This is a genomic window from Streptomyces sp. NPDC001351, from assembly GCF_042896045.1.
Classification (GTDB): Bacteria; Actinomycetota; Actinomycetes; order Streptomycetales; family Streptomycetaceae; genus Streptomyces.
Genome location: NZ_JBIAWS010000005.1, coordinates 294667 through 310422, shown reverse-complemented (window position 1 = coordinate 310422; position 15756 = coordinate 294667). Strand labels below are relative to the sequence as shown.

Genomic DNA, 15756 nt, shown 5'->3' with positions numbered 1-15756 from the left:
CGCAAACAAACAGGGAAAGGGCCCTCGCTCACGGGCGGGGGCCCTTTCCGCGTCCGCCGCCCTGCCGGGCGGGCGACGCGGGCCGTCGGCTCGCACCCCCTGAACTACCCCTCTGCGCCTGTACCGGTGAGGGTGACGAGTGCTGTCGTGCCGGTCACCTTGAGGGCCTCGTCGGGAGCGTCGGTGATCAGGGCCGCGTCGAAGCGGTCGAGGGCCAGGCCGGACTTCTCGAAAACCGCGGAGCCGTCCAGTACGACCGCGAGCAGCGTCGTCGCAGCGGGAGCGGAGAGCGCCACCCTGTCCCGTACGATCTCGACCTGGGCGGTGGCCCGTCCGCGTCGGACCATCACGTTGAAATCGACGAGCGGACCGCCCATCAGCCGGCAGTCCGTGGCGGCCTCCCCGGGGAAGCGGAAGGGGACGTACTGCTCGGCCACTGTGTGTGCGGTGCCGTCGACGGTCAGCACCATGCCGGGGCCGTCGACCAGGGTGATGATCCGGTCGACACCTTCGAAGCGGGAGAACGGTCCCGGCTCGGCCACGTCGGCGAGACTCACCCGCCACACGAAGTCCGCGATCCCTGCCTGGCTGGGGAAAGAGGCGACCTCGCGGGTCAGTCCGCCTCCGTTCTTCCATGGCACGGCCGGGCGCTCGTCGGCTCTCAGAACGCGCACCGCCATCTCGCACTCCTCCTCGTCCCAGAGCCGCGTCGGCGGGCATGTCCGCTCCGATCACCTGGCCCGGCACCAGGATAGGCAAGCCCGTCAGCGCCACTTGGGCTACGTGCTCAAGGCGGCGCCGGTCGCCCACCGGGTCATTCGAGTTCTCGTGGCTTCGCCGTACCGGCATCGAGTTCGTGCTGTCTGGCGGCCAGTGCCCTCGCCAGCATCTTCGCCCGGTAGGGGTTCGCCGTGCTGAGGGCCTTCGCCACGTCCACAGCCTCGTCCAGCAGGGCCAGCCGTCGCTCGGGCAACTCCCGTACCAGGGGTGAGCCGCTCTCCTCCACCAGGACGTACGCCAGCTTCGATCCGTACACCTCCGGCTCGACCTGCGTCAGCAGTCGGTAGATCCACAGTCCCTCGGCACCCCGTACCACCCGCCGGTTGGCACTGAGCAGCCGGACTTTTGCCAGCACAACCATGTCCCGGTCCATCGATCCCCTTCGTCCCGTCCCTCCCCGACCGGTGCGTGTCACACGGCGAGACAGCACGGCGAACGCACCGGCAGCCGATGACGGTTGCCGGCACGCGGGCCGGAGAGTGGATGACGACGAGTCTGCGGGTGCGGCACCATCCGGCACAAGGTCGAACGGGCGTGCGCTACGTCCTACCGAAAGCGTCTCCGACCAGGCATGATGGACCTGACACTCGCTCAAGGCCCGTCCGCCGGGCGGCGGTCACGACCCACTGATCGCATACGCGAGGACGGCAGTTCGCCGATCGGCGGACAGCCCCCCGCCGTCACCCTGACCATTGAGGTCATGTCTTCCGCCGCGCGCCGCGCCGCCCACACCGACATCGCCATCTCGCTGGGCCTGCTCAGCGACCACGAGCTGGCGGGCCTCCTTGCGAAGGGAACCCCTGCCGGGGTCGGGATCGGGGGGCGCTCGATGCTGATCGACGTGGACAGGCACAAGGTCTTCGTGAAACGGGTACCGCTCACGGACGTCGAGCGGCTGCCCGAGAACACGGGCTCCACGGCGAACGTCTTCGAGCTGCCGTCGTTCTGCCACTACGGCATCGGGGGCCCGGGTTTCGGGGCCTGGCGCGAGCTGGCCGCGCACACGATGACCACGAACTGGGTGCTGGCCGACCGCTTCCCGGGCTTCCCGCTGATGCATCACTGGCGGATCCTGCCGGATGCCGTGCAGCCGCTCCCCGACGAACTGGCCGACGTGGAGACAGTGGTGGCGTACTGGGGCGGCGGCTCGCAGGTGCGCGAGCGTATCGAGGCCCTGCGCACCGCCTCGGCGAGCCTCACCCTTTTCCTGGAGTACTTTCCGCACACCCTGCACGACTGGTTCGACATCCAGCTCCGTACCGGAGACCCGGACCGGACCTGCGCGCGGGTGGCGGAGTGGCTGGGCGCGCTGACCTCCTTCCTCCGCGAGCGCCGGCTTCTGCACTGCGACGCCCACTTCCAGAACGTGCTCACCGACGGCGAGGACTTCTGCCTCGCCGACTTCGGCCTCGCGCTCAGCCCGCGCTTCCGACTCACCCGGCAGGAACAGGCCTACTTCGACCGGCATCGCGACTACGACCTCGTCTACACGCGCGCGCACCTGGTGAACTGGCTCGTCAGCGCCCTGTACGGCTACGACCGCCAGGAGCGCGAGGCCTTCGTACGCGCCTGCGCGATCGGCGCGCACGCGGACGGCGTCCCCGGGACCGCCGCGGCGATCATCTCGCGGGACGCTCCCCTGACCGCCGTGCTGAACCACTTCCTCGGCCGGTTGCGGCAGGAAAGCAGGCAGACCCCCTACCCGTACGAGGAACTGCGGCTCGCCTACAACAGCTCCACGCTCTCCGCGTAGTGGCAGGCGACCGGGTTCCCGCCGCCCCGGTCGATCAGCGCCGGCACCTCCTCGGCACAGGTCTCGCGCTCGCTCTCCGTCAACTGGTTCGCGAACTTGGGGCAGCGGGTCCGGTGAACAGGTGGCGGGCGGGGGCGATCTCGACCATGCGGCCCAGGTACATGACCGCCACCCGGCCTGCCACATGGCGCATCACCGACAGGTCGTGGGCGACGAACAGGAAGGACAGGCCCAGCCCGCTCTACAGGTCCATCAGGAGGTTGAGGACGCCCGCCCGGATCGACACGTCGAGCGCCGAGACCGGTTCGTCCAGCACGATCGCCTTGGGGTGCAGGGCCAACGCCCGCGCGATGCCGATGCGCTGGCGCCGGCCGCCGGAGAACTCGTGGGCGTAGCGGTTGCCGTGCTCGGGGTTCAGGCCGACCAGGCGCAGCAGTTGGCGCACCTCGTCCTTGCCGCCGGCGTCGTTCTGGAGGACCGGTTCGCCGCTGCCGCCGTGCCCGGGCAGTGGGGGCAGCGGCGCGGCGGCCTGGGCGGGGGCGCTCAAACGGAGTCCTCCTCGGCGTTCGTCGAACTGGTCGAAGGCGATCTCGTGTCGGCGAACTGGCAGGCGCTGGTTTGGAGTTCGTGCCCGGCCTTGCGCAGCGCGGGCTCTGTGGCGTCGCAGGCCTCCCGGCGCAGGGGGCAGCGTGGGGCGAAGGGGCAGCCGGGTGGCAGGTTCAGGGGGAGGGCGGGGAGCCGGTGACCGGGGTGAGGCGTCTCGCTTTGCCCCAGGAACCACCCACGCCGGGCAAAGTCACCTGACCAGCACTCAGGAACCACAGAAGTCCCTTGTGCATCCCGGGAGTTCGGCGCAGATCAGCCGACCGGAACGCCCGCCTCCAGATACAGCGCCGCCCCGCGCTCGCGCGCCCGCAAGGCCCAGCGCAACCGCTCGTAGCGCACCGGCGGCAGCAGGTCCGCGGCCTCTTCCTCGGTGGCGAACCGCCAGTCACGCAGCTCGGGTCCGGGCAGCAGGAGCCGTGCGGCCTCGGTGGAGTCGAGGCGGCCGCCGTCGAAGAGGAGGCGCAGTCCGCCGTAGCCGGGCGGTGCGGGGGCCTCCCAGTCGACGACCAGAAGGCGGGGGACCTTGTCGAGGTGGATGCCGGTCTCCTCGACGACCTCACGCATGCCGGCGCGGGCTGGGGCTTCGCCGGGTTCGACGACACCGCCGGGGAACTCCCAGCCGGCCTTGTAGGTGGGGTCCACGAGAAGGACGCGGTCCTGCTCGTCGAAGAGGAGGACGCCGGCGGCGAGCGTCTCGGCGGTGGGTTCGGGGGTTTGCACTATGTCACATACCACCGCCTCCCCCGTGCTCACGGCCTCGGCGATACGGAGCGCGCTCTCATACGGGGTGAGGGCCCCCGTGTCGACGGGATAGGCATCGGCGGTGAGCCAGGAGGCGAGCGCGGCGCGGTACGGCTCGATGTGATCGTACGACCACTGCCGTACTCGTATCTCGCCGTCCGGCAGGTCGGGCGGCACCTCCCGGCCGGCTATTCGCTCCCGCAGGATCGTTTCCGCCGGGGCGAGGAGGACATGTCGGACGGAGATACGGCGTGCTGCGAGGCCGCCGAAGATCTCGTCGCGGTACTCCTGGCGCAGCAGGGTCATCGGAACCACCAGGGTCCCGCCCAGTTCGGCGAGCATCGCGGCCGCCGTGTCGATCACGAGACGTCGCCAGATCGGCAGGTCCTGGTAGTCGCCGACCTCGGCGAGGTGTTTGGGCGGCAGCAGGTGCGTGAGCGCTGCGCCGATCACCTCGGGGTCGAAGAGCGTGCTGTTCGGGATCAGCTCGATCAGTTCCCGTGCGGTGGTGGTCTTCCCCGCACCGAACGCGCCGTTGATCCAGACGACGGTCACAGGTCCCCCTCTTCTCTTGGCCCCCTGAGGCTTGCCCGCTCCACCCTGCCACGGAAACCAGCCCCAGTTGAGGGCACACAAAAGGCGGCGCCGGTGCCCCTGCCCGCAGGGGTACCGGCGCCGCGATCCGGCCCTTGTCCGCGTCGGTGCTACTGGCCGAGGGCCTTGCCGGGTCCGGCGAGGCCCTCGGCCCCGGTCGTGTGGGTGACCGTGCCGACGGTGTCCTCGACGCCCAGGTCACCGAGCGTCTGGTGATCGCCGACCACCTGGTGGTCGGCGTGTTGCGAGGGGGTGACGGCCGCGACGACGAACCCGGTCGCGAGGGAGGCGATGGCGAGCATGCTGCGCTTCTTCATGCCCGGTTCAACTGTGAAACCGCCCGCGGGTCACGCCCTAGTCCGCCGCGTACCTGGCGCACCAGGTCGGCGGCGGCCTCGGGCCAGCGGGAGTACTCGAAGGCGAACCCCGCTTCGAGCAGACGGCCGGGGACGACCCGGCGGCTCTTCAGCAGGAGTTCGGTGTCCGAGCGCAGGGCGAAGGCGCCGAGTTCCGCCATCCAGCGCATGGCGGGCAGCCCGACCGGCATGCCCCAGGCGGTGCGCAGGGCCCGCATGAAGGCGCGGTGCGGCAGCGGCCCGGGAGCGGCGAGGTTCACCGGTCCGGCGAGGTCGTCCCGGTCGACGAGGAACTCCACCGCGCGGACGAAGTCGCGCTCGTGGATCCAGGACACGTACTGCGCGCCGCCCGCCACCGGGCCGCCGAGGCCGAGCCGCGCCAGCCGCAGCAGGACGTCGAAGACCCCGCCGCGGTCGGGGCTCATCACCATGGCGGAGCGCAGGGCGACCTTGCGGGTGCGGGGTGTGTCGGTGTCCTCCTGCGCCTTTTCCCAGTTCTTGGCGATCTCCACGCTGTAGGCCCAGTAGCCGGGGACGCCGGGCTCGCCGCCGCCGATCACGCCGGCCCTCTCATCGTTGGGCGCGTCGAAGCGGTGGGCGTACACCGTGGCCGTACTCATCTGGAGCCAGACGCGGGGCGGCTGCGCGGCGGACGCGATCGCCTCGCCGACAACCCGGGCCGAGTCCACCCGGGAGTCCATCATGGCCTTGAGGTTGGCCGGGGTGTACCGGCAGCTGACGCTGCGCCCCGCCAGGTTGATCACGACGTCGCTGCCGGTGATCTCCTCGGCCCAGGGGCCGAGGTGCTCGCCGTCCCAGCGGACCTCGCCCTCGCTCATCGGCCGCCGGGTGAGGATCACGACCTCGTGACCGGCGGCCGTCAACGCACGCCTCAGGATGGTGCCGACCTGCCCCGTCCCCCCGGGAATGACGATCTTCATCGGGCTTCCCCCTTCGTTGGACGGAAGCCTAACCCAGAAACTTGAACACGTTCAAAAGATCTGACCGACTACCCCCTGCCCCTTCTCCGCAGGACGGCCATGCCCGTCCTGCGCCGCCACAGGCTCCGCCCGGTCTCCTCCCAGGCCTGACCGAGGGCGCCGTTCCGCCGGGACATCCAATGACCTGCCCCAGCCTTGGGCTGGAACCAACGGATCGAACGAGGACTGTGCCCCGCACCCCTCCCATGAGTGCCACCCAACACAACCGAACACGTGGCTTGGATCCCACCTCCGCGTGGCCGTGAGGTCAAGGGTTCTGACGGGATATCGAACAGGCCTTACCTACTCCCTTCCAACACGGTCCGACAGGTCTTACCGTAAGCGCGCAGCGATGACGCGGACATGACGTCATCCCACCTTTCGCGTGCTCGGAGGAACGTAACGATGCGTCACCTTCCCCACCGCACAACCCGTCGAAGAGTGGTCGGAGCGCTCACCGCAGGGCTGCTGGGTGCCGCGGGGCTCGCCGTGCCCGCCATGGCGACGCCCACCACCGCGCCCGCCGCCCCCGCCCTGGCCGGCGGCCTCGCCCTCACCCCACCCATGGGCTTCAACAACTGGAACTCCACGCACTGCCGTGCCGAGTTCAACGAGTCCATGGTCAAGGGAATCGCGGACATCTTCGTCGAGAAAGGCCTCAAGGACGCCGGATACCTGTACGTCAACCTCGACGACTGCTGGGCTCTGCCGGCCCGGGACGCGGACGGCAAACTCGTACCTGATCCGGGCCGCTTCCCGAACGGGATCAAGGCGGTCGCCGACTACGTTCACGCCAAGGGGCTCAAGCTCGGCATCTACACCAGCGCGGGCACGAAGACCTGCGACAGCGCCGGATTCCCGGGCGCGCTCGGTCACGAGTACAGCGACGCCCGGCAGTTCGCGGACTGGGGCGTGGACTACGTCAAGTACGACAACTGCAATAACCAAGGTGTGGACGCCAAGGTGCGTTACACGACCATGCGCGACGCCCTCGAGGCGACCGGCCGGCCGATCGTCTACAGCATCTGCGAATGGGGCGAGAACAAGCCCTGGGAATGGGCGGCCGACGTGGGCCACTTGTGGCGTACGACGGGCGACATCAGCGACAACTGGGGTTCGATGCTGTCCATTCTGAAGCAGAACCTGCCGCTCGCCCCGTACGCGGGCCCGGGGCACTGGAACGACCCCGACATGCTGGAGGTCGGCAACGGCGGCATGACGGACACCGAGTACCGCTCGCACTTCTCGATGTGGTCGATCATGGCCGCGCCGCTCCTCATCGGCTCCGACCTGCGCAAGGCCTCCCAGACGACCTTCGACATCCTCGACAACAAGGAGGTCGTCGCCGTCGACCAGGACCCGCTGGGCAAGCAGGGCACGGTCGTCTCCTCCCAGGGCGGACGCTGGGTCGTCGCCAAGGAGATGACGGACGGCAGCCGCGCGGTGGCCCTCTTCAACGAGTCCGGAACCGCCCAGCACATCAGCACGACGGCCAAGGCCGTGGGGCTGCCCGCAGCCGACGCCTACACCCTGCGCGACCTGTGGCAGCACAAGAGCTACAACACCGCCGGCACCATCGCGGGGACCGTACCGGCGCACGGCACGGTCCTGGTACGGGTCGTCGCCGACCCCAAGTGGGCCGCACACCCACCCGCCGTCGAACTCGGCCTGGACGGGAGCCCGTTGGTCGAGGCGGGCAAGGCGGCCGGGCTGACGTCCACCGTCACCGACCTGGGCCGTACGCCCGCCCGGCGCGTGTCCGTCTCGCTGACCGGGCCCCAGGGCTGGTCGGTCGAGCCGGCCTCACGGACCACGGCCGCCTCGCTGCCGACGGGCCGCTCCCTGCGCACCAAGTGGTCGCTCACCGCCCCGGAGGGAACGCCGACAGGGTCGTACGCCCTGACGCTCAAGGCGAGTTATCGCTCGGCGAGCGGCGACCGCGTCGACAGCACGGTCCCGCTGACCGCGTCCGTCGTCGTGCCACCGCCCTCGGGGACGTCCGGACTCGGCGATCTGCCGTGGCTGTCGGCCATGAACGGCTATGGGCCGGTCGAGCGCAACACCAGCAACGGGGAGAGCGCCGCGGGAGACGGCCACCCCCTCACCATCGGCGGGGTGGTGTACGGCAAGGGACTCGGCGTCCACGCGGAGAGCGCCGTCGAGTACTACACCGGCAAGGCGTGCCGTACGGTCACCGCCGATGTCGGCGTCGACGACGAGAAGGGCGCGAACGGCACCGTCGCCTTCGAGGTCTGGGCCGACGGCACCAAGGTCGCCTCGACCGGCGTCCTGACCAATGCGATGCCCGCACAGCCGCTCACCGCCGATGTGACCGGTGCCCAGGTGGTCCGCCTGGTCGTCACCGACGGCGGCGACGGCATCGACTCGGACCATGCGGACTGGGCGAACGCGCAGCTGACCTGCTGAGCCCGCAGCGGTGGGCCCGGCAGCCCAGGTGAACGTTCCTGCCGCGCACGCCCCTCAGACCGGGGCCGCGTCCGCCCGCTTGGCGAGCGCGGCCGCGGCCGCCCCGACCAGCCCGGCGTCCGTGCCCATCTGGGCCGGTGTGATCTCCAGGCGCTGCACGAAGGACAGGGTCGCGTAGTCGCCGAGGGCCTTGCGCAGCGGGGTGAACAGCACGTCGCCCGCCTTGCCCACTCCCCCGCCGATCACCGCGATGTCGATCTCGACGAGCGTGGCGGTGGCCGCGATGCCGGCGGCCAGCGCCTGGGCGGCGCGCTCGAAGGAAGCGAGGGCGACCGGGTCCCCGGCGCGGGCGGCGGCGGCCACCGCGGCCGCGGAGGTGTCGCCGTCGAGGCCGGGCCGCCAGCCGTTCTCCAGGGCGCGGCGGGCGATGTTGGGGCCGCTCGCGATGCGTTCGACGCAGCCGCGCGAGCCGCACGGGCAGGGGTCGCCGTCGAGATCGACGCTGATGTGGCCGATATGGCCCGCGTTGCCGGTCGGGCCGGGGTGCAGCTGACCGTTCAGGACCAGGCCGCCGCCGACGCCGGTGGAGACCACCATGCACAGCGCGTTGTCGTGGCCGCGGGCGGCGCCCTGCCAGTGCTCGGCCGCCGTGATCGCCACGCCGTCGCCGATCAGTTCGACCGGCAGGCCGCCGACCGCTTCCTGGACGCGTCCTACGAGCGGGAAGCCGCGCCAGCCCGGCACGTTCACCGGACTCACCGTGCCCGCGGAGGCGTCCACCGGGCCGGCGCTGCCGATACCGAGCGCCGTGGCGCGGCCCCACAGGGGTGCGGCGGTCAGCTCGCCGAGGACCTCCCGCACGGCACCCATCACGGTCTCGCCGTCCTGCTGCGCGGGCGTCGCACGCTGAGCGCGCACCACGATCTGGCCGTGGCCGTCCACCAGCGCCCCGGCGATCTTGGTACCGCCGATGTCGAGCGCTGCCACGAGGTCGGTGTGCATCAGTGTCGGATCTCCCCGAAAACCATCGGATCCCCGCCGGTCAGGGGAAGCTTCCCCCTTCACCTACGGAGATGGGCGGCCGGTCTGACGGTGGGGGCGCAGGCCGGAGATTGCGGTGGACAGTCTCTCGTGCATATGACAACGTTGTCCAGGCTCTATGCTCGACGCCACATCCTCATACAAACTCATGGTCTGACGCATCCCCGTGGACGAGACCCGTGGACGAGACAGGACAGGACAGCGCATCGTGCCCGAGACCGCTCGCCGAACAGCCCCGCTCTCCGCAACGCGTTACGGCAACCGTCCCACCATGAAGGACGTGGCGGCGCGCGCCGGAGTGGGCCTGAAGACCGTCTCCCGCGTGGTCAACGGCGAGCCCGGCGTCACCCCGGAGACCGAGCGCCGCGTCCAGGAGGCCATCGACGCGCTCGGCTTCCGTCGCAACGACAGCGCGCGGGTGCTGCGCAAGGGCCGCACCGCCAGCATCGGCCTGGTCCTGGAGGATCTCGCCGACCCGTTCTACGGCCCCCTCAGCCGCGCGGTCGAGGAGGTGGCCCGCGCGCACGGCGCCCTGCTGATCAACGGCTCCAGCGCCGAGGACCCCGATCGGGAGCAGGAGCTGGCGCTGGCCCTGTGCGCGCGACGGGTGGACGGTCTGGTGATCATTCCGGCCGGTGACGACCACCGCTATCTCGAGCCCGAGATCAGGGCGGGCGTCGCCACGGTGTTCGTCGACCGGCCCGCCGGGAAGATCGACGCCGACGTCGTCCTGTCCGACAGCTACGGCGGCGCCCGTGACGGCGTCGCCCACCTGATCGCCCACGGCCACCGCCGGATCGGCTTCATCGGCGACATGCCCCGCATCCACACGGCCGCCGAGCGGCTGCGGGGCTATCGGGCCGCCATGGAGGACGCGGGCATCCCGGTCGAGGACTCCTGGATGTCCCTGGGTGTCACGGACCCGCAGCGGGTGCGCCGGGCCGCCGAGGAGATGCTCTCCGGGTCCGCGCCGGTCACCGCAGTCTTCGCGGGCAACAACCGCGTGACGGTCACCGTGGTCCGGGTCCTCGCCGAGCAGCCCCGCCCGGTCGCCCTGGTCGGGTTCGACGACTTCGAGCTCGCCGATCTGCTGCAGCCGGGTGTCACCGTCGTCGCCCAGGACGCGGCGGCCCTCGGCCGCACGGCCGCCGACCGCCTCTTCCGCCAGCTGGACGGTGCGCTGCTGACCCCTGAGCGCATCGAGCTGCCGACCCGGCTGATCACCCGCGGTTCGGGCGAACTGCCGCCGGCGGACTGAGCCGCCCGTGGACGGTGCGGCGGACCACAGCCTCGAAACGCTGGGCCTCGCGGCGGCCCCGCGCGACCACCCGCTCCTCTACCCGGGGGCCTGGCCCGCGCGGTCCGGGCTCCTCGACGGCGACCGGTTCCTGCCACTCGACCGCCTGGTGCACGAGGACCGTGTCCCCGTGGTGGCGGTCGGCTCCAACGCCTGCCCGGGCCAACTGCGCCACAAGATGGTCGAGTCCGGGATCACCTCGCCGGTCCCGATGGTGCGCGCCCGGGTCACCGGCATCGACGTGGGCGTCTCCGCGCACATCAGCCGCCTGGGCTATGTGTCCGCGTCACCGGTCGAGGCGCCCGGCACCGTACGGGAGTTGTTCGTGACCTGGCTGGACGCCGGACAACTCGCGATGATCGACGCCAGCGAGGGCGTGCCGCTGCGGTACGGCAACTTCCGGCGCGCCTGGCTGCCACAGCCGCAGGTGCGGATCGAGTTGGAGGACGGGACGCGGCTGCCCGGCGCGTACATCTACGTCAACCGCCGCGGGGTCCTGCGCAACGGCTCGGGGACGCCGCGCAGGCCGGTCGCTCAGTCGGCGCTGCTCACCGAACTCCTCGTCGGTTCGGCCCGGTTGAGGGAGCTGTTCGGTGTCACACCCGAGGAGTTCTGCACCCGAGCGCGTGCCGACGCCGGGCTGTGCGAGCGGGGCACCCGGGTGTTCGCCGAGGAGAAGCTGGTGACGGAGTCGGGGCTGGAACGGTACGTGGCGGACGGGTGAGCGTGACGGGCGTCAGCAGACGGGGAGTCCGGGGATCGGCTGGTCGTTGTCGCCGCCCTTGATGTAGACGTCGCTGACGTAGACGTTCGTGTTTCCGCTGTCGTCGTCCGTCTTCGCCCACCAGACGTTGGTCCACTGGCCGTAGGTCTCGCGCCGGCCCAGGTTCTGCTGGCAGTAGAAGTAGTTGGTGCCCGCTCCGAGGACGCCGACCTCGGTGCCGGAGGCGGTGTAGGACTTGGCGGTGCGCCAGACCGTGCAGTTGTACTTGCCGCCGCCTATGGAGGTGCAGGCCGGTGCCGGGGTGGTCGCGCCCCCTCCGCCCGTCGTACCGCCGCTGCCGCCGCCGGTGGTGCCGCCTGAGGTCGTGCCGCCCGTGGTACCGCCTCCGGTGGTGGTGCCGCCCGGGGACTTCGCCGTTGACGGGGAAGAGGCCCGGCTCGTGGGCGCGGCCCCGCCTTTCTGTCCGGCGGTCTTCGTGGGCGAGGGGGTCTTCTTGTCGCCCTGTTCCGTCGGCCTGGGGCCGTCCGAGTGGTCGGCGTCGGTGCGGTCGGAGACGGACGCGGACGCCCCGGCATCCGATGAGGACGCGGAGGGGCGCGTGTTCGCTTCCGTGGTCCGCGCGTTCAGCAGGGCGACGGTGCCGCCGGCCGCCGCGAGGACGACGGTGACGGCCGCGGCGGCGAGCAGGGCGCGGCCCTTGCGGCGCGGGGAGGCCGAGGGGGATATGGGTCCGGTGGGGGCCGTCGCCAGGTCCGGAGCCGGGTACTGCGGCGCGGGCGGGCCGAAGCCCGGCGTCGCGGGTGCGGCGAACGGCGCGGGGTGGGAGCCGGGCGCCGCCTGGTCCTGCCGTGCGGCCGGTTCGGAGCCGGGCGCCACCGGCCCGCGCTGCTCGGTGGGAGCGGAACCCCGTACGGCACCCGGCATGAGGAACCCGGGAGGCAGCGGCGCGACGTCGGGCTCCGTCTGCGCCCTCGGCGCCGCGTGGTCGCGCAGGGGCGTCGTCGGCGTGTCCGTGCCGCCCGCGTCCGCCACCGCCTGCAGCAGAGCGCGCCCCTGCTCGGCCTCCGGACGGGTCTCGGGCCGCTTGTCCAGCAGCTGCTGGAGGACGGGGGTGAGCGGACCGGCACGCTCCGGCTCCGGGAGGGGCTCGGTGACGATCGCGGTGAGCGTGGAGTACGTCGAGGTGCGGCGGAAGGGCGAGGAGCCCTCGACGGCCGCGTACAGCGTGGCTCCCAGGGCCCAGACGTCGGAGGCCGGGCTCGCCTCGGCGCCCTGGGCCCGCTCGGGCGCCAGGTAGTCCAGGGAGCCGACGAGCGCACCGCTGCGGGTCAGGTGGGCGGTCGCGCCGTCGCCCGGGTCGTCCATGGCCGCGATGCCGAAGTCCGTCAGGACGACCCGGCCGGACCCTTCGAGGAGGATGTTCCCGGGCTTTACGTCGCGGTGCAGGACGCCGGCCCGGTGGGCGGCCGCCAGCGCGTCCATCACCTTGGCGCCGATGCCGGCGGCCTCGACCGGGTCGAGGGAGCCGCGCTCGCGCAACACCTGTTCCAGGGACGGCCCGTCGACCAGCTCCATGACGATGAGCGGACGGCCGTCGACCTCGGTGACGTCGTGAACGGCGACGACTCCGGGGTGACGTACCCGGGCCGCCGCGCGCGCCTCGCGCTGCATCCGCAGCCGCAGGTCGGCGAGTTCGGGCCCGTCGGCGTCGCTGTAGGTACGCAGTTCCTTGACGGCGACCTCACGGCCCAGCACCTCGTCGACGGCTCTCCAGACGACGCCCATGCCGCCACGGCCGAGCTGCGACACGACGCGATAGCGCCCCGCCAGCAGCCGCCCCGTCCCGTCGGCCTGGTTGTTCCCGCCTGAGGTCTCCCCCGAAGACACCGCACGCCCCGTTCCTGTGACACGTCAATGCGTGCGGTACAGACTACGGGGCGGGGGTGACAACGCCAGCCGGTGGTGACTCCTGTGACGGGCCTGCTACTTGGCGGACGCGGTCAGGTCGCCGCGCCGGGGCGACGCGAAGCCCTCCAGATCGGCCCGGGTCAGCCCGGTCAGGCGGGCGACCTCGGCGATGTCCAGCGCGCCGCAGTCCAGTCCGCGCAGCAGATAGCCGCTGAGGGCCTTGGCGGTGGCCGGTTCGTCCATGACGTCGCCGCCGACCCGGTTGGCGTACCGCGCGAGGCGGGCGGCGGCCTGCTCGAAGCCCTCGCGGTAGAAGGCGAAGACGGCCGCGTACCGGGTGGGGATGTGGCCGGGGTGCATGTCCCAGCCCTGGTAGTAGGCGCGCGAGAGCGCGCGGCGGGTGAGGCCGTAGTGCAGGCGCCAGGCGTCGTGGACCTTCTCGGTCGGGCCCACGGGCAGCACGTTGGTCGAACCGTCCGACACCCGGACACCCGTCCCGGCCGCCGCGACCTGCATGACCGCCTTGGCGTGGTCGGCGGCCGGGTGGTCGCTGGCCTGATAGGCGGCGGAGACGCCGAGGCAGGCGCTGTAGTCGAAGGTGCCGTAGTGCAGTCCGGTGGCGCGGCCCTCGGCGGCCTGGATCATGCGTGCCACGGTGGCGGTGCCGTCGGTGGCGAGGATGGACTGGCTGGTCTCGATCTGGATCTCGAAGCCGATCCTGCCGGGCTCGAGACCGCGCGCCTTCTCAAAGGCCTCCAGCAATCGCACCATCGCGGTGACCTGCTCGGCGTACGTCACCTTGGGCAGCGTGAGCACCAGTCCGTCGGGCAGGCCGCCGGCCTCCATCAGGCCGCTGAGGAAGATGTCGAGGGTGCGGATGCCCCGGTCGCGTACCGGTGCCTCCATGCACTTCATGCGGATGCCCATGTACGGGGCCGCCGTCCCCTTCGCATACGCCTCGGCGATCAGCCGGGCCGCGCGAGCCGCCGCCTCGTCCTCCTCGGCGTCCGGGCGGGGGCCGTAGCCGTCCTCGAAGTCGACGCGCAGGTCCTCGATGGGCTCGCGCTCCAGCTTGGCGCGCACGCGCGCGTGGACGGGCTCGGCGAGTTCGTCGGACAGGCCGAGGACGGCTGCGAAGGAGGCGGCGTCCGGGGCGTGTTCGTCGAGGGCCGCGAGGGCCTGGTCGCCCCAGGAGCGGATGGTGTCGGCGGCGAAGACGTCACCGGGGACGTAGACGGTGTGGACGGGCTGGCGGGTGCCGGGGTCCCCCGGGTAGCGGCGCTCCAGTTCGGCGTCGACCGGGGCGAGGGAGGCGCTGATCTCCTCGCTGATCGCGCCTGCGAGGCTCGTCGCCACCTTCTCCTGCTGGCCCTGACCCATCCCATACCCTCCTGTTTTCCACTGTACGGAATCAACAATCCGTAGAATGAAGTTATCTGGGCACCTTCCGGTGGTCAACACCATGTCCACGGGGAGCAACGCCGTGATCTCGGCATGTTCACGCCCATCTCACACCCGGGTATGACACTTCTCTACGCACGACTCGCTCTCGCACGACTCGTCCGGCTGCCGCCACCGAAGGAGCCTCCGTGCCGAACCACCGCCGAGTCACCCGCCGTCTGGGCCTGAAGGCCGCCTTGGCCGCGGCGGTCACCGTGCCGCTCTCCAGCGCCGCCGTCTCCGTCTCGTCCGCCTCGCCCGCGCCGTCCTCCTCGACGAAGGCGCGCCGCGCGCCCCGTCTCGAGGTCATGACCTTCAACTTACGTTTCGCGAGCACGAAGGAGCCCAACAGCTGGAGCGACCGCAGACCGGTGATGGGTGAGCTGCTGCGTCGCGCGCACCCCCACGTCATCGGCACACAGGAGGGCCTCTACCAGCAGCTGCGCGACATCGAGTCCGACCTCGGCCCGTCCTACGACTGGATCGGCACCGGCCGCGAGGGCGGCAGTCGCGACGAGTCCACGGCGGTCTTCTACGACAACCGGCGCCTGGCCCCCGTCGAGCACTACACCTTCTGGCTCTCCGACACCCCGGAGGTCATCCGCTCGAACACCTGGGGGGCCGCCTTCCCCCGCATCGTCACCTGGGTCCGCTTCCGCGATCTCGCCGACGGCGGACGGGAGTTCTATGTCCTCAACACCCACTTCGACCACGCGAGCCAGTACGCGCGCGAGCGCAGCGCCTCCCTGCTGGTCCAGCGGATCGCCCAGCTCGACCGCTCGCTTCCGGCCGTGGTGACCGGCGACTTCAACGCCGCCGCGCACCGGAACCCGGTCTACGACACGTTGGTGGGCTCGGGGCTCCTCGACACCTGGGACGCGGCGGCGCACCGCAGCGCCCCGTACGGGACCTTCCACGGCTACAAGGGGCTCACCCCGAACGGCGACCGCATCGACTGGATCCTCACCACACCATGGGTGACGACGCACCGGGCGTCGGTCGACACCTTCTCCGCCGGCGGCCGGTTCCCGAGCGACCATCTGCCCGTGCAGGCCTCGCTCAGTCTGGAATGAGCCGAGGCCCCCGCGACTGTTCGTGCAGTCGCGGGG

Annotated in this window: 13 protein-coding genes and 1 pseudogene; 5 read left to right on the top strand and 9 right to left on the bottom strand. The window is 71.4% G+C overall.

Annotation, left to right across the window (positions count from 1 at the left end; genetic code table 11):
• Positions 1–104 precede the first annotated feature (104 nt).
• Positions 105–680 carry a HutD family protein gene (locus ACFY1U_RS20260; RefSeq protein ID WP_390695487.1) on the bottom strand — a complete coding sequence of 192 codons (576 nt, stop codon included), beginning with the start codon at positions 678–680 and terminating at the stop codon, positions 105–107.
• Positions 681–814: 134 nt separating this feature from the next.
• Positions 815–1141: a hypothetical protein gene (locus ACFY1U_RS20255; protein ID WP_390695486.1), complete on the bottom strand. Its 327-nt coding sequence runs from the start codon at positions 1139–1141 to the stop codon at positions 815–817.
• A 339-nt stretch (positions 1142–1480) separates the two neighbouring features.
• Here ACFY1U_RS20255 and ACFY1U_RS20250 point away from each other — a divergent pair, with 339 nt between their 5' ends.
• Positions 1481–2533, top strand: coding sequence for a protein kinase family protein (locus ACFY1U_RS20250; protein WP_390695485.1), 1053 nt, complete (start codon positions 1481–1483; stop codon positions 2531–2533).
• Positions 2534–2621: 88 nt separating this feature from the next.
• Here ACFY1U_RS20250 and ACFY1U_RS20245 read toward each other — a convergent pair.
• From ACFY1U_RS20245 to ACFY1U_RS20230, 4 genes and pseudogenes are all read right to left on the bottom strand, one after another.
• Positions 2622–2999 (bottom strand): annotated as a pseudogene (locus ACFY1U_RS20245) (ATP-binding cassette domain-containing protein); the annotation flags it as partial.
• Between the two features lie 392 nt (positions 3000–3391).
• Positions 3392–4435, bottom strand: coding sequence for an NUDIX domain-containing protein (locus ACFY1U_RS20240; RefSeq protein ID WP_390695484.1), 1044 nt, complete (start codon positions 4433–4435; stop codon positions 3392–3394).
• Between the two features lie 149 nt (positions 4436–4584).
• Positions 4585–4791: a hypothetical protein gene (locus ACFY1U_RS20235; protein WP_390695483.1), complete on the bottom strand. Its 207-nt coding sequence runs from the start codon at positions 4789–4791 to the stop codon at positions 4585–4587.
• Complete coding sequence (locus tag ACFY1U_RS20230; protein ID WP_390695482.1) at positions 4788–5771, bottom strand: TIGR01777 family oxidoreductase; 984 nt, start codon at positions 5769–5771, stop codon at positions 4788–4790. Before ACFY1U_RS20230 ends, ACFY1U_RS20235 begins: the two co-directional genes overlap by 4 nt.
• Before the next feature lie 444 nt (positions 5772–6215).
• Here ACFY1U_RS20230 and ACFY1U_RS20225 point away from each other — a divergent pair, with 444 nt between their 5' ends.
• Complete coding sequence (locus ACFY1U_RS20225) at positions 6216–8237, top strand: NPCBM/NEW2 domain-containing protein (RefSeq protein ID WP_390695481.1); 2022 nt, start codon at positions 6216–6218, stop codon at positions 8235–8237.
• Positions 8238–8291: 54 nt separating this feature from the next.
• On the opposite strand, the gene ACFY1U_RS20220 is transcribed toward ACFY1U_RS20225, so the two are convergent.
• Positions 8292–9239, bottom strand: coding sequence for an ROK family protein (locus tag ACFY1U_RS20220; RefSeq protein WP_390695480.1), 948 nt, complete (start codon positions 9237–9239; stop codon positions 8292–8294).
• Positions 9240–9486: 247 nt separating this feature from the next.
• Between ACFY1U_RS20220 and ACFY1U_RS20215 the strand changes: the two genes are divergently transcribed.
• A complete protein-coding gene (locus tag ACFY1U_RS20215; RefSeq protein WP_390695479.1) occupies positions 9487–10536 on the top strand; it encodes a LacI family DNA-binding transcriptional regulator in 1050 nt (349 codons plus the stop codon).
• A gap of 7 nt (positions 10537–10543) precedes the next feature.
• The gene (locus tag ACFY1U_RS20210) at positions 10544–11299 is read left to right on the top strand and encodes a hypothetical protein (RefSeq protein ID WP_390695478.1); all 756 of its coding nucleotides are present in this window, start codon (positions 10544–10546) and stop codon (positions 11297–11299) included.
• A gap of 12 nt (positions 11300–11311) precedes the next feature.
• Here ACFY1U_RS20210 and ACFY1U_RS20205 read toward each other — a convergent pair whose 3' ends face one another.
• Together ACFY1U_RS20205 and ACFY1U_RS20200 are read right to left on the bottom strand one after the other, a co-directional pair.
• Positions 11312–13186, bottom strand: a complete 1875-nt coding sequence (locus tag ACFY1U_RS20205) for a protein kinase (RefSeq protein ID WP_390695477.1) — start codon at positions 13184–13186, stop codon at positions 11312–11314.
• A 96-nt stretch (positions 13187–13282) separates the two neighbouring features.
• Complete coding sequence (locus tag ACFY1U_RS20200) at positions 13283–14587, bottom strand: DUF6986 family protein (RefSeq protein ID WP_390695476.1); 1305 nt, start codon at positions 14585–14587, stop codon at positions 13283–13285.
• 209 nt (positions 14588–14796) lie between these two features.
• Between ACFY1U_RS20200 and ACFY1U_RS20195 the strand changes: the two genes are divergently transcribed.
• Positions 14797–15720 (top strand): endonuclease/exonuclease/phosphatase family protein, encoded by a 924-nt coding sequence (locus ACFY1U_RS20195; protein WP_390695475.1) that lies wholly within the window; start codon positions 14797–14799, stop codon positions 15718–15720.
• The last annotated feature ends 36 nt before the right edge of the window (positions 15721–15756 follow it).